Source organism: Georgenia satyanarayanai (assembly GCF_023715365.1).
Classification (GTDB): Bacteria; Actinomycetota; Actinomycetes; order Actinomycetales; family Actinomycetaceae; genus Oceanitalea; species Oceanitalea satyanarayanai_B.
Window position 1 is genome coordinate 165,440 of the sequence record NZ_JAMBNZ010000004.1, and the last position, 17,681, is coordinate 183,120.

The following is a 17,681-nucleotide window of genomic DNA, read 5'->3' on the forward strand; positions in this document are numbered from 1 at the left end:
CGTGGATGCTACGGGGGTCCCTCCGCCGGGGACATCGTCGAGAAGGATGACTGGCGGGTGGTTCGTGCGTGCCTCAGCGGTCGAGCACGAGGCCCGGCCGGCCCGCGCCCAGTGCGACGACCGCCTGGGCGAGTGCGATGACAGCCGTGAGGACGAGGACCAGCTCCCACGCCACCGTGCCGCCGATCCACCCGGCCACCAGCGGCCCGCAGGCTGCCACGACGTAGCCGATCGCCTGCGCCATGGACGAGAGCTGCGCGGTCTCGCGGGCGTGTGCGGTGCGCAGCCCGAAGAGGCTGAGCGCCAGCACGAGGGAGCTGCCGGACGCGACGGCGGCGAGGACCACCCACACCACGGCGATCCCGGGTGCGAGGAGCAGGCCGACCATGGCCACCGTCATGCACAGCCCCACCGCCACGCCGAGCCCGCGCAGGTCGGTGCGCCGCCGCATGAGCACGGTGACCCCGAAGCCCGAGAGCATGCCGACCACCTGGTAGACGAACAGGTGCCAGCCGGCGGTGCGAAGGTCCAGGCCCAGGGACGCCTCGATGGTGGGAAGCCAGTTGACGAGGATGTAGAAGCTCGCCGACTGCAGGCCCATGAACAGGCTGACCAGCCAGGCGCTGCGGCTGCGCCACATCGTCACGGCCGGCGGCCCGGCGCTCACGGCCGCAGGCGGGTCCGGGGCCGTCGCCGGTCCGGCCCGCACCGCCCGCACGCCCCAGATGACGGCGACGACACCGACGACGACGGCGAAACCCGCCAGCGGCTGACGCCACCCGCCGCCCCAGGCGTCGGAGACGGGGACGGCGATGCCGGAGGCGACCGCCGCCGTCGTGGTCATGACAGCGGTGAAGCACGCGGTGACGAGGGCGATGCGGTGAGGCTGGTCGCGCTTGACGACGGCAGGGGCCAGGACGTTGCCTGCCGCGATGGCGAGGCCGATGACGGCGGTACCGAGCCACAGCGCGCCGGGGACCGGCAGCGAGCGCACCACGAGTGCAGCCGCGAGCGCGAGGAGCGCAACGGCGATGACGCGCTCGAGCCCGAAACGCACGGCCGGACGGTGCGCCAGCACCGAGCCGACCCCGAAGCCGAGGACGGGCAGCGCTCCGAGCAGGCCGAGTGCCGTCGGGCCCAGACCGGTGTCGGCGCCGATGCGGTCGATGAGCGGCCCCACGGCCGTCACCGGGGCGCGCAGGCACATGCCCAGGAGGAGGACGGCCACCACGGCCGCGACGGCGGCGCGCCGCGGCCGTGGCAGCGACGTCACGACTGCTCGGCCGAGTCCACGACGTTGGCGAGCAGCATCGCGCGGGTCATCGGACCGACCCCGCCCGGGTTGGGCGAGAGCCACCCGGCGACGTCCGCGACGCCGTCGGCGACGTCCCCGCGCAGGCGTGCCCTGCCGGTGTCGGGGTCCTCGACGCGGCTCACGCCGACGTCGAGCACCGCGGCTCCGGGGCGCACCATGTCCGCCGTGACGATCCCGGGCACCCCGGCAGCGGCGACGACGACGTCGGCCTGGCGCACGTGCGCGGCGAGGTCACGGGTGCCGGTGTGGGTGAGGGTGACGGTCGCGTTGACCTCGCGGCGGGTGAGGAGCAGGCCGATGCTGCGCCCCACCGTGGTCCCGCGGCCCACGACGACGACATGCTTGCCCGCGAGGTCGACGTCGTGACGGTCGAGCAGCTCGATGACGCCGCGCGGGGTGCACGGCAGCGGGCTGGTGACCGGCTCCTTGACGCGCAGGACGAGACGGCCGAGGTTCGTCGGGTGCAGGCCGTCGGCGTCCTTGTCCGGGTCGATGCGCTCGAGGACGGCGTTGGTGTCCACGCCCGCGGGCAGCGGGAGCTGGACGATGTAGCCGGTGCAGGCGGGGTCGGCGTTGAGCCGGTCCACGGCCGCGAGGATCTCCTCCTCGGTGGCCGTGGCCGGCAGGTCGACACGGATCGACTCGATGCCGATCTCGGCGCAGTCGCGGTGCTTGCCCGCGACGTAGCTGCGCGAGCCCGGGTCCTCGCCCACGAGCACCGTGCCCAGCCCGGGCACGATGCCGCGCTCACGCAGCGCGGCGACGCGGGTGGCGAGCTCGGACTTGATCTGCGCGGCGGTGGCCTTTCCGTCCAGGACGCGTGCGGTCACTGCTGCAGGCCCTCGTACAGCGGGAACGCGTCGGTGAGCGCCGTGACGCGGGCGTGCAGGGCGGTGACGTCCGCCGCTGTGCCCTCGGTGAGGGCGGTGGCGATGATGTCGGCGACCTCGGTGAACTCCGCGGCCCCGAAGCCGCGGGTGGCCAGGGCGGGCGTGCCGATGCGCAGGCCGGAGGTGACGCGCGGCGGGCGCGGGTCGAAGGGCACCGCGTTGCGGTTGACCGTGATCCCGGCGGTGTGGAGAAGGTCCTCCGCCTGCTGGCCGTCGAGGGCGGAGCTGCGCAGGTCGACGAGGACGAGGTGGACGTCGGTGCCGCCGGTGACGACGGAGACGCCGGCCTCGGCGACGGCCGGGGCCATGAGGCGCTCGGCGATGATCCGCGCGCCCTCGAGGGTGCGGCGCTGACGGTCGGCGAACTCCTCGCCGGCGGCGACCTTGAGCGCCACGGCCTTGGCGGCGATGACGTGCATGAGGGGGCCGCCCTGCTGGCCCGGGAAGACCGCGGAGTTGAGCTTCTTGCCCAGGTCCTCGGCGTCACGGGACAGGATCATGCCCGAGCGGGGGCCGCCGAGGGTCTTGTGGATGGTCGTGGAGACGACGTCGGAGTGCGGCACCGGGTTGGGGTGCAGGCCGGCGGCGACGAGCCCGGCGAAGTGGGCCATGTCGGTCCACAGGTACGCGCCGACCTCGTCCGCGATCGCCCGGAAGGCGGCGAAGTCGAGGTGGCGCGGGTAGGCCGACCAGCCGGCGATGATGACCTTGGGGCGCACGGCGAGGGCCTGCTCGCGCACCTGGTCCATGTCGATGCGGTGGGTCTGCTCGTCGACGCCGTAGGCGGCGATGTCGTAGAGACGGCCGGAGAAGTTGATCTTCATGCCGTGGGTGAGGTGGCCACCGTGCGGCAGGGACAGGCCCAGGACCTTGTCCCCCGGGCGGGCGATGGCGTGGAGCACCGCGGCGTTGGCGGTGGCGCCGGAGTGGGGCTGGACGTTGGCGTACGCGGCGCCGAACAGCGACTTCGCGCGCTCGATCGCGAGGTTCTCCGCGATGTCGACCTGCTCGCACCCGCCGTAGTAGCGCTTGCCGGGGTAGCCCTCGGCGTACTTGTTCGTCAGCACCGAGCCCTGCGCCTGCAGGACGGCGCGCGGGACGAAGTTCTCGCTGGCGATCATCTCCAGCGTCTCCCGCTGGCGGGTGAGCTCGCCGTCGAGGACGGCGGCGATCTCGGGGTCGAGCTCGGCGAGGGCCTGGTCGGCGACCGGGCGCGTGTCGGTGGGCTGGCTCATCGTTCCTCCGCATGTCTCACTGGGTGCGCGCCGGAGCGCGCGTTGCCGGTGACCCTCGGCCCAGGCGGGCGACCTGAGGTCTGCGTGGTTCGTCGCTCCCCGGTGGTGATCCACCTCTGGCGCCAGTCGCGACAGGGACAGACTCTACCCGCTCCGGCTCAGCCCTGGTGCTCGGCCGGCTCCTCCTCGCCGAGGATGCGGCGCAGGTAGGCGTAGGTGAGGTCACCGGTGTGCTGGTCGTACTGGTGCTCGTACCCGTGCTTGGCGTACATCGACAGGTTCTGCTTGGAGTCCTGGCCGGTAAAGACCCAGACCTCCTTGGTCTGCTCCGGCAGGTACTCGAGGACCGACATGAGCAGCTGCGTGCCCAGGCCCTGGCCCTGGAGGTCCGGGACGACGGCGAGGCGGCCGAGGTTGGCCCGCTCGCCCTCGAGCTCCACGCGGATCGAGCCGACGAGCCGGGTGCCGATCCAGGCTCCGAGGGTGACGACCTCCGGGCGCTGCAGGTCGGCGCGCAGCTCCTCGAGGGTCTGCGTGAGGGCAGGGATGCTGGGGTCGCCGTAGAGCTGGGCCTCGGTGACAAAGGCCGCCCGCCGCACCGTCAGCAGCTCGCCGGCGGCGTCGTCGTCGACCACATCGATGCGAACGTCGTCCATGCCGCCATCCTTGCACCGTCCCCCCGCAGGCGCGTACTCGTCCACCCCGCGATCCCCCTCCCAGCCCCCCTCCCGCCGACAGCCGGATTGCGCCAGGCGGTGACCGTCGTGCACCTGGAGCAATCCGGCTGTCGGCGCAGGAGGGGAACACCCCTCGCGACAGCCGGATTGCGCCCAGCGGTTGGGGGCAGGCGCCCGGCGCAATCCAGCTGTCGGCGGGGAGGGGCGGGCGCGACCGAGCTCGGGGTCAGCGGAAGATGACGGTGCGGGCGCCGTCGCGCAGGACGCGGTGCTCGGCGTGCCAGCGCACCGCACGCGCGAGGACCCTGCGCTCGACGTCCTCGCCGAGGGCCACCATCTCGCGCTCGTCGTCGCCGTGGTCCACCCGCTCGACGTCCTGCTCGATGATCGGGCCCTCGTCGAGGTCCGCGGTGACGTAGTGGGCGGTGGCACCGATGAGCTTGACGCCGCGCGCGTGGGCCTGGGCGTAGGGACGGGCGCCCTTGAAGCTCGGCAGGAAGGAGTGGTGGATGTTGATGACCCGCCCCTCGAGGCGGCGGCACAGGTCGTCGGAGAGCACCTGCATGTAGCGGGCAAGGACGACGAGCTCGACGTCCTGCTCCTCGACGAGTTCGAGCAGCCGCGCCTCGGCCTGCGGCTTGGTGTCGGCGGTGACCGGCACGTGGTGGAAGTCGTAGTCGTAGAACCGGGCGAGGTCCCCGAGGACGGTGTGGTTGGAGACGACCCCGACGACGTCGATGGGCAGGCGGTCGTTGCGCTGGCGGTAGGCGAGGTCGGCGAGGCAGTGCGCCGCCTTGGACACGAGGACGAGCGTGCGCAGCGGACGGCCGACGACGTCCAGGTGCCACGTCATCTTGAAGCGTCCGGCGAGCTCGGCGAGCGCCGCCTCGAGCTCCTCCCGGGGCGCGCCGGTCTGGACCTGAACGCGCATGAAGAAGAGTCCGGTGGAGGGGTCGCCGAACTGCTGGGACTCGGTGATGTTCCCGCCGTGCTCGGCCAGGAGCCCGGCGACGGCGCTGACGATGCCGGGCCGGTCGGGGCACGAGAGGGACAGGACGAGGTGGAGGTCGCCGTCGGTGTTCACCCGCCAGAGGCTAGCCGACCGCGCCGGCCCGCCCGGGCAACGGTCCGTTCCCCGGCCCGCTGGTCGCGACGACGTGTAGGTCCCGGGTCCCCTCAGGACCCGGAACCCACACGCCGTGCGCAGCGGCGTGCTCAGCCGAGCCGGCGCCGCCGGTTGACGAGCGTCGCGCCCGCGAGGAGCAGGAGCAGCGCGACCACCACCGGCACGGCGAGGCCGGCACCGGTCTGCGGCAGCTTCCCGCCGGGCCCTGCGCCGGGCCGGCCGTCGTCGCTCTCCGGGCCGCCGTCGCCGCCGCCCGACGGCGGGCCGACCGGCGGGTCCGTCGGGTCGACCGGCGGGTCGGTCGGGTCGACCGGCGGGTCCGTCGGGTCGACCGGCGGGTCGGTCGGGTCGACCGGCGGGTCCGTCGGGTCGACCGGGTCCTGCGCCTCGACGAGCACCGCGACGGTGCGGGCCGGCACGGTCACGCTGCCGGTCTCGGCGTCCCACACGGTCTCCCGCACGACGTCGTCGGCGCCGTCCACCTGCACCGGCGAGAGCGCGAGCGCCCGTCCCGCGAAGCCGTCCACCTGCTCGGTGACCGCCTCCGGGGAGGCGTTGAAGACCGCGAGCACGCCGTCGAGGGCGGCGTCGACATCCTCGGTCCCGGCGGTGTCGTCCACCGCCATGACGAGCAGGCCGGGCGTCGCGTCCGGCCCCGAGCCCGGGAAGGTCACCTTCTCCTCGATGAGCTCGGCCGACCCGAGCCGGAACAGCTCGGTGGAGAACCGCAGCTCGAGGAGGTCCTGGGCCATCGCGGTGGACTGCTCGATGTCGGCCTGCTCCGGGCGCAGGTCCGGGTTTGCCAGGAGGGGGCGCATGACGTCCCAGGCGGCGGCGTTGTCCTCCGCCGGGGGCAGGCCGACGCCGAAGTTGTTCGTCCGCATCGACCAGTCGAGCCGGTTGAAGTGGTCACCGGAGTTGTAGCTGTTGCGATCCAGCGACTTCGAGCGGAGCAGGTCGGTCCCCGCGTGCCAGAACGACGGCGTCTGCGAGAGCGCCGTCGTCGCCAGCGACAGCGTGTTCATCCGCACCCGGTCCCCCATCGAGGTCTCGACCGGAAGCTTGAGCGCGAGGTTGTCGAACAGCGTCTCGTTGTCGTGGGCGTCGACGTAGGTGACGACCTCGTCGGGCTGGGTGGCGTACCCGGCGGGCTGGCCGTTGTAGTCGATCTCCGCGCCGGTCTGCTCCTCACCGGCAGCGGTGAGGAAGGAGTAGCCGGCGAGGTTGCCGGCCAGCCCGAGCCGCACGAGGTCGGTCTGGTGGGCCAGTCGCGCCGCCTGCTCCTCCGGCGTCCCCTCGGCGACGGCGTTCGGGTCGGTGAAGGAGCCCGAGCCGAAGCCCTGGATCGTGCGCTGGTCCTCGTCGAAGGGCCCGCCGCCGCGGACGGCGTCGCGCAGCCGGTCGGAGAAGGTTCCGATGCCGGTCCCGTCGAGCTGGCCCTGGGTCGCCTGCTCGAAGCGGGCGTTGTCGGCGACCTCCCCGAAGTTCCAGCCCTCGCCGTAGACGTAGACGGACTCACCGTCCACGCCGTCGTCCTCGAGGGTGAGGGCGTCCAGCGCGTCGCGGACGGCCAGCATGTTGTCGCGCGAGTGGTGGCCCATGAGGTCGAAGCGGAAGCCGTCGACCCCGTAGTCGGTGGCCCAGGTGAGGACAGAGTCGACCATGAACTTCTCGGCCATCTCGTGCTCGGTGGCGACGTTCTGGCAGCACGTGGACGTCTCGACGCTGCCGGTGGCGCTGAGCCGGTGGTAGTAGCCGGGGACCACCCGATCGAGCACGGACCGCTCGTCCTGCCCGGAGGCGCTCGTGTGGTTGTAGACCTCGTCGAGCACGACCTGGAGCCCGGCGGCGTGCAGGCCGCCGACCATGGTGCGGAACTCGGCCGTGCGGCTGCCGCCGTCCCGCTCGACGGCGTAGGAGCCCTCGGGCGTCGAGAAGTGCCACGGGTCGTAGCCCCAGTTGAAGCCGTCGAGGTCGCGGGCGGCACTGACGGCGGCCTGCTGCTCCTCGGAGTCCGGTGCGGCGTCGGGCACGTCCGGCTCGGTGCGTGCCGCCGGGTCCTCCTCGATCGTGGCGATGTCGAAGGTCGGCAGGAGGTGGACGGTGTTCATCCCGGCCTCGGCGAGCGTGCGCAGGTGGCGCATCCCGTCGCTGCCTTCCTGCGCGAAGGCGCGGTAGGTGCCGCGCAGCTCCTCGGGCACGGTCTCGTCGCTGATCGAGAAGTCGCGCACGTGCAGCTCGTAGATCGTGCGGTCCACCGGCCGCTCGACGACCGGCCGCGGGGTGTCGGCCCACAGCTCCGGCGCCCAGCGCGGGTCGTCGAGGTCGACAAGCACAGAGTGGGTGGAGTTCTCGGTGAGCCCGACGGCGTAGGGGTCGGTGACCTCGTTGGTGACGACCTCGTCCACGCTGGGGGCGTAGACGGTGACGGCGAAGCGGTAGGCCGCGTCCTCCCAGCCGGGCTCGCCCTCGACGGTCCACGTGCCGTCGTCCGCGCGGGACATGTCGAGGACCTCGGGCTCGCCGGTGACGGCGGCCGCGGCGCCAGCTCCTGCCTGCGGCTGGGCCCACAGGTGGAGATCGACGTCGGTGGCGGTGGGCGCCCACAGGGCGAGGGACGGCGCGCCGTCCTCACCCCACTCGACCCCGAGCGTGCGGCCCGCGGCCGCGTCCGCGTAGAGGTCGTCGAGCACTCCGGGGACCTGCAGCCCGGTGAAGGCCGAGACGACCTCCCCCTGCCGCTGCAGCACCTGCACCTGACCGGTGAGGAGCTCCTGCACCTCGGAGGTGCTCAGGCCCTCCACGCGCAGGGCGAGGTGCTCGGCGAGGTGTGGGAAGCGCTCGGCGAGCGCCTCCGGCAGTCCCTGTCCCACGAGGGTGAGCTCCGCGGAGCCGTCAGCGCCGTCGACCTCCCCGTCGAGGACCTCCATGCCACCCGCGGCGGCGTGGTGCAGGGACCACTCGAGCTCGGCGAGGTCGGTGCCGGCGGGCACGAGGGAGGCCGGCCACGCGATGGTCGTCTCGTCGAGCCAGTGCGCGGCGAGCTGACCGGTGCCGGCCAGGGGCGGGTCGGTCGCCTCGACGGTGAGCACGTGGGTCTCGAGGTCGTAGCTGAAGGACACGAGCTCGCCGCCCGTGGCGCTGAACGTGACGTTCGGGCCGTCGAGGACGCCGCCCGCGCCGTAGTTCTCGTCCCAGCTGCGGCCGTGGGCCACCTTGACCTCGTAGCTGCCGGTCGCGAGCCCCGCCGTCTCCCAGGTGTAGGTGCCGTCGCCGTCGGGGTCGGTCATCCACGTGGCCATGCAGTCCGGCTGCCAGTCGCCGGGGCACCCGACCTGGCTCTGGAAGCTGCCGGGCAGGGTGATGACCGGGCCCTCCGCGGTGTTCGCGAAGAGGTGGGTCACCGGGTCGTAGAAGAAGGTGATCGGCCCGCCCCCGTGGGTGTAGGTGACGTTGTCACCGCCGGGCACGCCCCCGGCCCCGTAGTTGACGTCCCAGCTGCCGCCGACGGCGACCTTGTACTCGTAGCTGCCGGCGGGCAGGTCGAAGGTCGCGGAGTAGACGCCGTCCTCACCGAGGGCGAGGGACGCGGCCTCGCAGTCGGGCTGCCAGTCACCGGGGCAGCCCATGGCGGCGTTGTGGCTGCCCGGCACGGTGACGAGGTCACCGCCCGGCTGCTCCGGCGCGGTGCCGTCCACCGCCTGGCCCACCGAGCCGACCGTCGAGGCGGCGCTGCGGTTCCCCGCGGCGTCCACGGACACGGCGCGGTACTCGACGAGCGTGCCGGTCGGCAGCCCGGAGACGTCGTGGAAGACCCGCGGCGCATCGCCCTCGGCGGTGCCGAGCGCGGTCCACTCCTCAGCCCCGACGAGCCGGTAGGCGAAGGAGGTCTCCGCCCACACGTCGTCGGCGACGTCGGCGCCGACGGGGGCGACGCCGTCGAGGCGGCCGCCCTGGGCGGGTGAGAGCGTGATGTCGCCGGGCTCCGCAGGCGCGCCCACGGTCCCGTCGGCGACGAGGACGACGGCGGACAGCGGGGGCACGCTGAGCGTCACCGCCCCCGTCGCGTCCGCCGTCACGGTGGCGTGGTCCCCGTACAGGGAGGTGTAGGTGGCACCGGGCGTGAGGGTGGTGAAGGTGGCCGTGGCCGCGGCGGTGCGGTTGTTGACGGCGACGACGTGCTCGCGCCGCTCCTCCCGGTCCACCCGGGCGAAGGCGTAGACCCCGGCGCCGTCGTCGGCGTGGAGCTCGACCTGCGCGCCGGTCGCGAGCGCCGGGGTGCTCGAGCGCAGCTCGGCGAGCCCGGCGATGTGCGTGTAGAGGGGCGCGTCGGTGTCGTACCGGTCCTGCGCGCCGATCGGCTCGCCGTCCAGCGTCTCCTCGTCCTGGTACTGCTGCACCTGGCTGGCGAAGAGCGACTGACGGGCGTCCTTGTCCCCGCCCTGGCCGACGAAGCCCTGCTCGTCGCCGTAGTAGACGACCGGCTGGCCGCGGGTGAGGTACATGAGGGAGTGGGCGAGCATCGAGCGCTCGCGCTCGTCGCCGGAGCCCTGGAGGAAGAAGCCGACGCGGCCCATGTCGTGGTTGCCGAGGAAGGTCGGCAGGTCGTGGGCGCTCGTCCGCGGGGTCGTGTAGTACGCGTCCGCGGCGAAGAGCCCGGACAGGCCCGCGGCCGTGAAGCCCTTGGCGTAGCTGACCGCGGCCGACTGGTAGGCGAAGTCGAGGACGCCGTTCATGTCGGTGTCGCGCACGTACGGGGACAGGAGGCGGGCGTCGGCGTCGTAGACCTCGCCGAACATGAAGAACTCCTCGTTGCCCTGGGCGCGGGCGTGGTCGAGGACCTCGGCGGTCCACTCCTCCCAGAACTCAAAGTTCACGTGCTTGGCGGTGTCGATGCGGAAGCCGTCGATGCCGAGGTCGATCCAGTCCTGGTAGACCTCGATGAAGCCGTCGACGACGGTCGGGTGCTCGGTCATGAGGTCGTCGAGCCCGTCGAAGTCGCCGTAGGTGACCGACTCCCCCTCCCACGTCGAGTTCCCGCGGTTGTGGTAGAGCGTGACGTCGTTGAGCCACTCGGGGACCTTGACGTCCTCCATGCCCTCCTCGACGACGGGGGTGTAGGGGAAGGAGGTCTCGGCGTCGAGCTCGGGGAACTGGTCGGTGCCGGCGTAGGTGCCCGGGTCGAAGACCTCGCCGTCGGCGTCCCGGTAGGGGGAGGTGGCCGTGTCGACGTAGCCGTACTCGCCCTCCGCGTAGTCGACGACGTCGGCGGTGTGGTTGGTGATGATGTCGAAGTAGACCTTGATCCCGCGGTCGTGGGCGTCGTCGATGAGCGCCTCGAGCTCCTCGTTGGTGCCGAGGTGCGGATCGATCTGGGTGAAGTCAGTGATCCAGTACCCGTGGTAGCCGGCGGAGGCGTTCTCGCCCTCGCCCTGGACGGGGCGGTTCTTGAAGGACGGCGTCAGCCAGATCGCCGTCGTGCCCAGGCCCTGGATGTAGTCGAGGTTCTCGTGCAGGCCGGCGATGTCACCGCCGTTGTAGAAGCCCTTGTCGGTGGGGTCGAAGCCGTGGTCGAGGCGGCCGCCGTCGGTGCCACCGGTGTTGTTGGCCGCGTCGCCGTCGGCGAAGCGGTCGGTCATGACGAAGTAGAACTGTTCGTCCGCACCGGGCTGGCGGACGGGCTCGGCGACGAGCGCGGCGTCCGCGTCGGTGTAGCCCTCCTCGAGGCCGAGGACCTCGAGCGCGAGGAGGCCGTCGGCGCGGTCGAAGGTGAAGCGGATGTCGGCCGGTCCGGCGAGGTCGAGGGCGTAGTTGGTGTCCCCTCCTCCGACGCCGTAGGCCTCGTCCCAGGTCCCGCCGACGGCGACCTTGTACTCCCAGCGCCCGGCGGGGACGGTGAGTTCGGCAAAGTAGACGCCCTCGGTGCCGGTCGCCTCCAGGGCGGCACCGGTGCACCCGGGGTCCCAGTCGGCGGGGCAGCCGAGCTCGGACTGCAGGTCCCCGGCCAGCACGACGACGGCGTCGTCGGCCGCTGCCGGCACGGTACTGGCGGCGGCCAGGCCTGACGCGAGCAGCCCGGCGGCTGCAAGAGTGGCGACGGCGGCGCGCGGGCGGGCAGATCTCGCGGACATGGGACTCCCTCGTCTCCGGATGATGACCGCAGCGTAGCCCCGCCTGAAAGCCCCGTGCAAGGCTTGCAGATTGTTTCACGGCGCGCCCGGGGCGCCGCCTCCCTCAGCCGCCGAAGAGGCCCCCGAGCCCGCCGCCGCTGCTCTTCGTGCGGTTCTCCTGGTGCCCGCCGCTGACGACCGTCTCGCTCGGCTGGACGATGACGTAGCCCTGCCCGCCAAAGGCCATCTGGAAGGTCTCCCCCGTGCCTCCGCGCACGAGCGAGGACAGCCCGCCGGTGTCGACCCGGATGTCGGCGCTGACGCCGCCGGTCCACAGGACCACGGCCTGGGCGTCGGCGAAGGTGGGGGCGCTGGCGACGTCGAGGGCCACCGGCTCGCCCTGGGTGGCGACGGCGACGTAGCCGGTGCCCCGCAAGGAGACGTTGTACAGCCCGCCCGCCATCGCGGCCCCGCGGGCCTGGAGACGGTGGATGTCCCACTCGATGGAGGAGGAGAAGGCGAGCACGCTGGCGCCGTTGACCGAGACCATGTCGTTCTCGAGGTAGAAGACCTGGACGTCGGCGGCGCCGTCGGCGACGAAGAGCTCGCCCTGGCCGGTGCACTCCATCATGCTCACGCCCTCGCCGGTCATCGCCGACTTCATGATGCGGCCCAGGCCGCCGGAGCCCTTGTTCTGGAAGTGGACGTCGCCCTGGTAGGCGACCATCGAGCCGGACTTAGCCCACACCGGGCCGTAGCCCATCTGGATCTTGAGAAGCTTCTTGTTCTGCAGGACGAAGGGCTCCCGCGCGGCCGTCTCCTGGAAGTCGCTGAACAACGTCCCGTGGATGGGCATGGCTCTCCTCCGCGCGTGTGGCTGGCAGCCGCAGCCTAGTGGCCCCGCGCACGGGCACGGGAGCCTTTTCGGCGCGAAGCCTCAAGGTTCGCCGGAAGACGCCGAGGGCCGGGAAGGGTGTCCCCTCCCGGCCCTCGGTCGGTCTGCTCAGATGAGGCCGAGCTCCTGCACGGCGTCCCGCTCGCCGACGAGCTCGGCGACCGAGGCGTCGATCCGCTGGCGCGAGAAGTCGCCCACCTCCAGGCCCTGGACGATCTCCCAGCGACCACCGGTCGAGCGCACCGGGAAGGAGGAGATGATCCCCTCGGGCACACCGTAGGAGCCGTCGGACGGGATCGCGGCCGAGGTCCAGGAGGAGCCGGTGCCGCGCACCCAGTCGTGGACGTGGTCGATGGCCGCGTTGGCGGCGGACGCCGCCGACGACGCACCACGGGCGTCGATGATGGCCGCGCCACGCTTGGCGACGGTGGGGATGAACTCCCCGTCCAGCCAGGCCTCGTCCACGAGCTCGGTGGCCGGACGGCCGCCGATCGTCGCGTGGAAGACGTCGGGGTACTGGGTGGCGGAGTGGTTGCCCCAGATCGTGAGGTTCTCGATCTCGCTCACCGCGGTGCCGGTCTTCTGCGCGAGCTGGCTCAGCGCCCGGTTGTGGTCCAGGCGCGTCATCGCGGTGAAGCGCTCGGCCGGGACGTCCGGGGCGTGGCGCTGGGCGATGAGCGCGTTGGTGTTGGCGGGGTTGCCGACAACGAGCACGCGGATGTCGGAGGCGGCGTTGTCGTTGATCGCCTTGCCCTGCGGGCCGAAGATCCCGCCGTTGGCCTCGAGGAGGTCCCCGCGCTCCATGCCGGCCGTGCGGGGCCGCGCCCCGACGAGCAGGCCGACGTTCGCGCCGTCGAAGGCGGCGTTCGCGTCGTCGAAGATGTCGATGCCGGACAGCAGCGGGAAGGCGCAGTCGTCCAGCTCCATCGCGGTGCCCTCGGCGGCCTTGACGCCCTGGGGGATCTCCAGGAGGCGCAGCCGGACGGGGGTGTCCGGGCCGAGGAGCTGGCCCGAGGCGATGCGGAAGAGCAGGGCGTAGCCGATCTGGCCGGCGGCCCCGGTGACGGTGACGTTGACGGGCTGGTTCATGAGCGTTGTCTCCTTCGGGCCGTCAGCCGAGACGGGCGGCGAGGTTCTCGTCGATCGACGCGAGGAAGCCCTCGGTCGTCTGCCACTCCTGGTCCTGGCCCACGAGCAGGGCGAGGTCCTTGGTCATCTTGCCCGACTCGACGGTCTTGATGATGACGTCCTCGAGGGTCTCGGCGAAGCCGGTGACCTCGGGGGTGTTGTCGAGCTTGCCGCGGTGGGCCAGGCCCCGCGTCCACGCGAAGATCGAGGCGATCGGGTTCGTCGAGGTCGGGTTGCCGGCCTGGTGCTGGCGGTAGTGGCGGGTGACCGTGCCGTGCGCGGCCTCGGCCTCCACGGTGCGCCCGTCCGGGGACATGAGCACGGAGGTCATGAGTCCGAGCGAGCCGAAGCCCTGGGCGACGGTGTCGGACTGGACGTCGCCGTCGTAGTTCTTGCAGGCCCAGACGTAGCCGCCCTCCCACTTCATGGCCGCCGCGACCATGTCGTCGATGAGGCGGTGCTCGTAGGTGAGGCCCGCGGCGTCGAACTGCTCCTTGAACTCGGCCTCGAAGATCTCCTCGAAGATGTCCTTGAAGGCGCCGTCGTAGGCCTTGAGGATCGTGTTCTTCGTCGACATGTAGACGGGGTAGCCGCGCTGCAGGCCGTAGGAGAAGGACGAGCGGGCGAAGTCGGCGATCGAGTTGTTGTAGTTGTACATGCCCATCGCGACGCCGCCGTCCTCACCGAACTTGGCGACCTCGAGCTCCATGGGCTCGCTGCCGTCGTCGGGGGTGTAGGTGATCGTCACGGTGCCGGGGCCGGGGACCTTGAAGTTCTGCGACTTGTACTGGTCGGCGTGGGCGTGGCGGCCGATGATGATCGGCTTGGTCCAGCCCGGCACGAGGCGGGGGATGTTGGAGATGATGATCGGCTCGCGGAAGATGACGCCGCCGAGGATGTTGCGGATGGTGCCGTTGGGCGAGCGCCACATGTTCTTGAGGCCGAACTCGGCCACGCGGGCCTCGTCGGGGGTGATGGTCGCGCACTTGACGCCGACGCCGTACTGCTGGATGGCGTGGGCGGCGTCGATCGTCACCTGGTCGTCGGTGGCGTCGCGGTGCTGGATCCCGAGGTCGTAGTACTTGAGGTCGATGTCCAGGTAGGGGTGGATGAGGCGGTCCTTGATGAACTGCCAGATGATCCGCGTCATCTCGTCGCCGTCGAGCTCGACGACGGGGTTCTCGACCTTGATCTTCGCCATGTTGCTGCGCTCTCCTGACCACCACGAGGGTGTGTGCTCGGGGTCCTCGGCGCCGGGGCGCCGGCACCGCCACCAAGATTACTCGACATCGAGATAAATGGGCCACACCTCCGTTACGGGTGCTGGCCGGCCACCCCCGGGTCCGCACCGGCGACGGCGGTGGCGCCGTCGTCGTCGGCCTCCTCGGTGGCCCGGACGTGGAGGCGGTCCACGCGCCGCCCGTCGAGGGCCGCGACCGTGAGGGTCAGGCCCTCCCACTCGACGGCGTCGCCCACCGCCGGCATGCGGCCCAGGCGGGTGACGACGAAGCCGGCGAGGGTGTCGAAGGGGCCCTCGGGCAGCTCGCGGTCCAGGACCTTGGTGATGTCCGCCCGCCCGAGCAGCCCGGCGACGTCACCGACGTCACCGCGCGTCCGCGCACCGGGCTTCGGACGGTCGTACTCGTCGTTGATCTCCCCGACGAACTCCTCCACGACGTCCTCGAGGGTGACGATCCCGTCGGTCCCGCCGTACTCGTCGACGACGACGGCGAGGTGCGCGTTCTGCGTGCGCATGTCGGTGAGCGCGGAGAGGACCCGCTTGCCGGTCGGGAAGAAGGGGACCTGGCGCACGAGGTCGCCGACGACGCGGGCGCCGGGGCGGATGCTGATGAGGTCGCGCACGTGGATGAAGCCGAGGACGTCGTCGTCGTTGCGGCCGCGGACGGGGTAGCGCGAGTGCTCGAGCGTGGCGACCAGCGCCTGCGCGTCGCCCACCGGCAGGTCCGCGTCGAGGAACTCGACCTCGGTGCGGGGCGTCATGATCTCCTCCACGCCCCGGTCCCCGACGGCAAGGATGTCGACGACCATGTCCCGCTCCACGGCCCCGATCGACTCGTGCCGGGCCACCATCGAGCGCAGCTCCTCCGCACCGATCTCCTCTCGCTGCTCGTGCGGGTCCCGCCCGAGCAGACGCATGACGAGGTTGGTCGAGGCGCCGAGCAGCCAGATGACGGGCCGCATCGCCGTCGCGATCCAGTCCAGCGGTGTCGCGACGACGACGGCGAAGCGCTCGGCGCTCTGCATCGCCAGCCGCTTGGGCACGAGCTCACCGAAGACGAGGGACAGGTAGGAGATGAGGACGGTCGTGCCGACGAAGGCGACGGTGCTCGCGACCCCGCTGCCGAGGCCGAGGTTCTCCAGCGCGGGCGCGAGCTGCGGTGCGATCTGCGCGGCGCCAAAGGACGCGGAGAAGAAGCCGGCGAGCGTGACGCCGATCTGCACGGAGGACAGGAAGCGGTTGGAGTCCTCGGTCAGCCTCGCCACCCGGGCACCGGGGCCGCCCTTGTCGGCGAGCGCGCGCACCTGGCTGTCGCGCAGGGAGACGAGTGCGATCTCGGAGGCGGCGAAGACGCCGCCGAGCAGGACGAAGGCGAAGACGAGGGAGATGTCGACGACGAGGTCGGTCATCGGACCATTGTCCCAGGAGGGTCGCCCGCCGCACGGGGCGGCCCGGGGCAGTCAGATGAGGTTGCCGGCCGGGGCGAGGACGGCGAGCGCGGCGGCGGCGACGAGGAGCAGGGTGACGTCGAAGGCGGTGGAGCGGGCCCGGAAGGCGGGCGGCACACCGCGGTCGGTGCCGCGGAGGACGGCGAGCATGACGCACAGCGCCGCGAGGACGAGCGCGGCCGAGGGCACGTCGACGAGCACCGCCGTCACGCCCGCGGCGAGCGTGCCGAGGACGACGAGCCACAGCACCGCCGTGCCTGCGCCGCGCGTGGAGTCCATGGCGACGAGGCTACCGTGGGGCCGTGATCCTCCCTCCCCTCCCCACCCGGGTGGCCGTCGTCGGCACCGGGCTGGCCGGCCTGCGGACGGCCGCCGAGCTGCGCGGCCAGGGCTTCACCGGCCGCCTCACCGTCGTCGGGGAGGAGCGGGCTGCGCCCTACGACCGTCCCCCGCTGAGCAAGGAGCTCCTCACCCGCACCGCACCGGTCGACCTCGCCGGTGAGGGCTACGGCGAGCTCACCGCGCTCGCCGACGAGCTCCTCACCGGTCACCGCGCCGTCGCCCTCGACGCCGGCGACGACGGCGCGCGCCTCACCGTCGCGGGTCCGGACGGGACGCGCGAGGTGGCGGCCGACGTCGCCGTCGTCGCGACCGGGGCCGGCCCCGTCGTCGTGCCGGGATGGAGCGACGTCCTCACCCTCCACGACCTCCACGATGCCGCGCGGCTGCGGGAGCTGCTGCGGCCGGGTGCCCGGCTCGCCGTCATCGGCGCGGGCTGGGTCGGTGCCGAGCTCGCGACGGTCGCCGCGGCGGCCGGCGTGGACGTCACGGTCCTCGAGGGCGGCCCGGTGCCGCTCGGGCACGTGCTCGGCCCGCGGGTCGGGGAGCTGCTCGTGCCCTGGTACGCGGAGCGCGGGATCGCGCTGCGCTGCGGCGCGACGGTGACCACCGCGGACGCGAGTGGCGTGGGGCTGGCCGACGGCTCGCGGGTGGCGGCCGACGTCGTCGTCGCCGCGGTCGGGGTCCGCCCCAGCACGGCGTGGCTGTCCGGCTCCCTGCCCCTCACCGCGCGCGGCGCGGTGCCCGTCGACCTCACCGGGCGGGTGCGCGGCGGGCCGGCGTCCGTCCGGGCGGTCGGGGACTGCGCGGACCGCCACTCCCCGCGCGACGGCATCGTGCCCGGAGCGCACTGGGACGGCGCCCTGTCCCATCCCGCTGCGCTCGTCGCGGACCTGCTGGGCGCGGCGGACGGCCCGGCGCCGGACCCGGCCCCCTACGTCTTCTCCACCCAGCTCGGCCACGAGCTCACGGTCGTCGGGCACGTGCCGCCGGGGGCGGAGGTCGTGCTGCGCGGCGAGCCGGGCGCGGGTCCGTGGACCGCGCTGTACGTCGTCACCGACGCCGAGGGCGTCCCGCGCCTGCATGCCGGACTCACCGTGGACCGCCCGCGCGACGTCGGTGCGCTCCGCAGGGCGCTCTCCGCCCCGGAGCACCCCGTCGTCGACCCCCTCGCCGCCGCGGACCCGGCCATCCCCCTCCGCAAGACGTTCACGTAGCCCCGCCCCGCCCGACCTGCCGGACCGCTCGCCGCGCTCGCGGTCAGCGGTCGGTGGGCTC

Annotated in this window: 12 protein-coding genes and 1 riboswitch; of the genes, 1 reads left to right on the plus strand and 11 read right to left on the minus strand. The window is 72.7% G+C overall.

What is annotated here, in order from left to right; all coding sequences use genetic code 11:
• Positions 1–73 precede the first annotated feature (73 nt).
• From M3148_RS06790 to M3148_RS06840, 11 genes are all read right to left on the minus strand, one after another.
• A complete protein-coding gene (locus tag M3148_RS06790) occupies positions 74–1,273 on the minus strand; it encodes an MFS transporter (RefSeq protein WP_251303927.1) in 1,200 nt (399 codons plus the stop codon).
• The gene (locus M3148_RS06795; RefSeq protein ID WP_251303928.1) at positions 1,270–2,145 is read right to left on the minus strand and encodes a bifunctional methylenetetrahydrofolate dehydrogenase/methenyltetrahydrofolate cyclohydrolase; all 876 of its coding nucleotides are present in this window, start codon (positions 2,143–2,145) and stop codon (positions 1,270–1,272) included. Before M3148_RS06795 ends, M3148_RS06790 begins: the two co-directional genes overlap by 4 nt.
• Complete coding sequence (gene glyA / locus M3148_RS06800) at positions 2,142–3,440, minus strand: serine hydroxymethyltransferase (protein ID WP_251303929.1); 1,299 nt, start codon at positions 3,438–3,440, stop codon at positions 2,142–2,144. The genes M3148_RS06795 and glyA overlap by 4 nt, the downstream gene beginning before the upstream one ends.
• Before the next feature lie 51 nt (positions 3,441–3,491).
• Positions 3,492–3,580: riboswitch (ZMP/ZTP riboswitch) on the minus strand.
• A gap of 18 nt (positions 3,581–3,598) precedes the next feature.
• Positions 3,599–4,096, minus strand: coding sequence for a GNAT family N-acetyltransferase (locus M3148_RS06805; RefSeq protein WP_251303930.1), 498 nt, complete (start codon positions 4,094–4,096; stop codon positions 3,599–3,601).
• Positions 4,097–4,343: 247 nt separating this feature from the next.
• Positions 4,344–5,201 (minus strand): formyltetrahydrofolate deformylase, encoded by an 858-nt coding sequence (gene purU, locus M3148_RS06810; protein WP_251303931.1) that lies wholly within the window; start codon positions 5,199–5,201, stop codon positions 4,344–4,346.
• 131 nt (positions 5,202–5,332) lie between these two features.
• On the minus strand, positions 5,333–11,374 hold the full coding sequence (gene pulA / locus M3148_RS06815) for a pullulanase-type alpha-1,6-glucosidase (protein WP_251303932.1): 6,042 nt from the start codon (positions 11,372–11,374) through the stop codon (positions 5,333–5,335).
• A 103-nt stretch (positions 11,375–11,477) separates the two neighbouring features.
• On the minus strand, positions 11,478–12,209 hold the full coding sequence (locus M3148_RS06820; RefSeq protein ID WP_251303933.1) for an AIM24 family protein: 732 nt from the start codon (positions 12,207–12,209) through the stop codon (positions 11,478–11,480).
• Between the two features lie 147 nt (positions 12,210–12,356).
• Positions 12,357–13,337, minus strand: a complete 981-nt coding sequence (locus tag M3148_RS06825; RefSeq protein WP_251303934.1) for a malate dehydrogenase — start codon at positions 13,335–13,337, stop codon at positions 12,357–12,359.
• A 22-nt stretch (positions 13,338–13,359) separates the two neighbouring features.
• Positions 13,360–14,577: an NADP-dependent isocitrate dehydrogenase gene (locus M3148_RS06830; protein ID WP_251303935.1), complete on the minus strand. Its 1,218-nt coding sequence runs from the start codon at positions 14,575–14,577 to the stop codon at positions 13,360–13,362.
• 113 nt (positions 14,578–14,690) lie between these two features.
• A complete protein-coding gene (locus M3148_RS06835) occupies positions 14,691–16,025 on the minus strand; it encodes a hemolysin family protein (RefSeq protein ID WP_251303936.1) in 1,335 nt (444 codons plus the stop codon).
• Positions 16,026–16,076: 51 nt separating this feature from the next.
• Positions 16,077–16,343: a hypothetical protein gene (locus M3148_RS06840; protein WP_251303937.1), complete on the minus strand. Its 267-nt coding sequence runs from the start codon at positions 16,341–16,343 to the stop codon at positions 16,077–16,079.
• Between the two features lie 23 nt (positions 16,344–16,366).
• Here M3148_RS06840 and M3148_RS06845 point away from each other — a divergent pair, with 23 nt between their 5' ends.
• Complete coding sequence (locus M3148_RS06845) at positions 16,367–17,620, plus strand: NAD(P)/FAD-dependent oxidoreductase (protein WP_251303938.1); 1,254 nt, start codon at positions 16,367–16,369, stop codon at positions 17,618–17,620.
• The last annotated feature ends 61 nt before the right edge of the window (positions 17,621–17,681 follow it).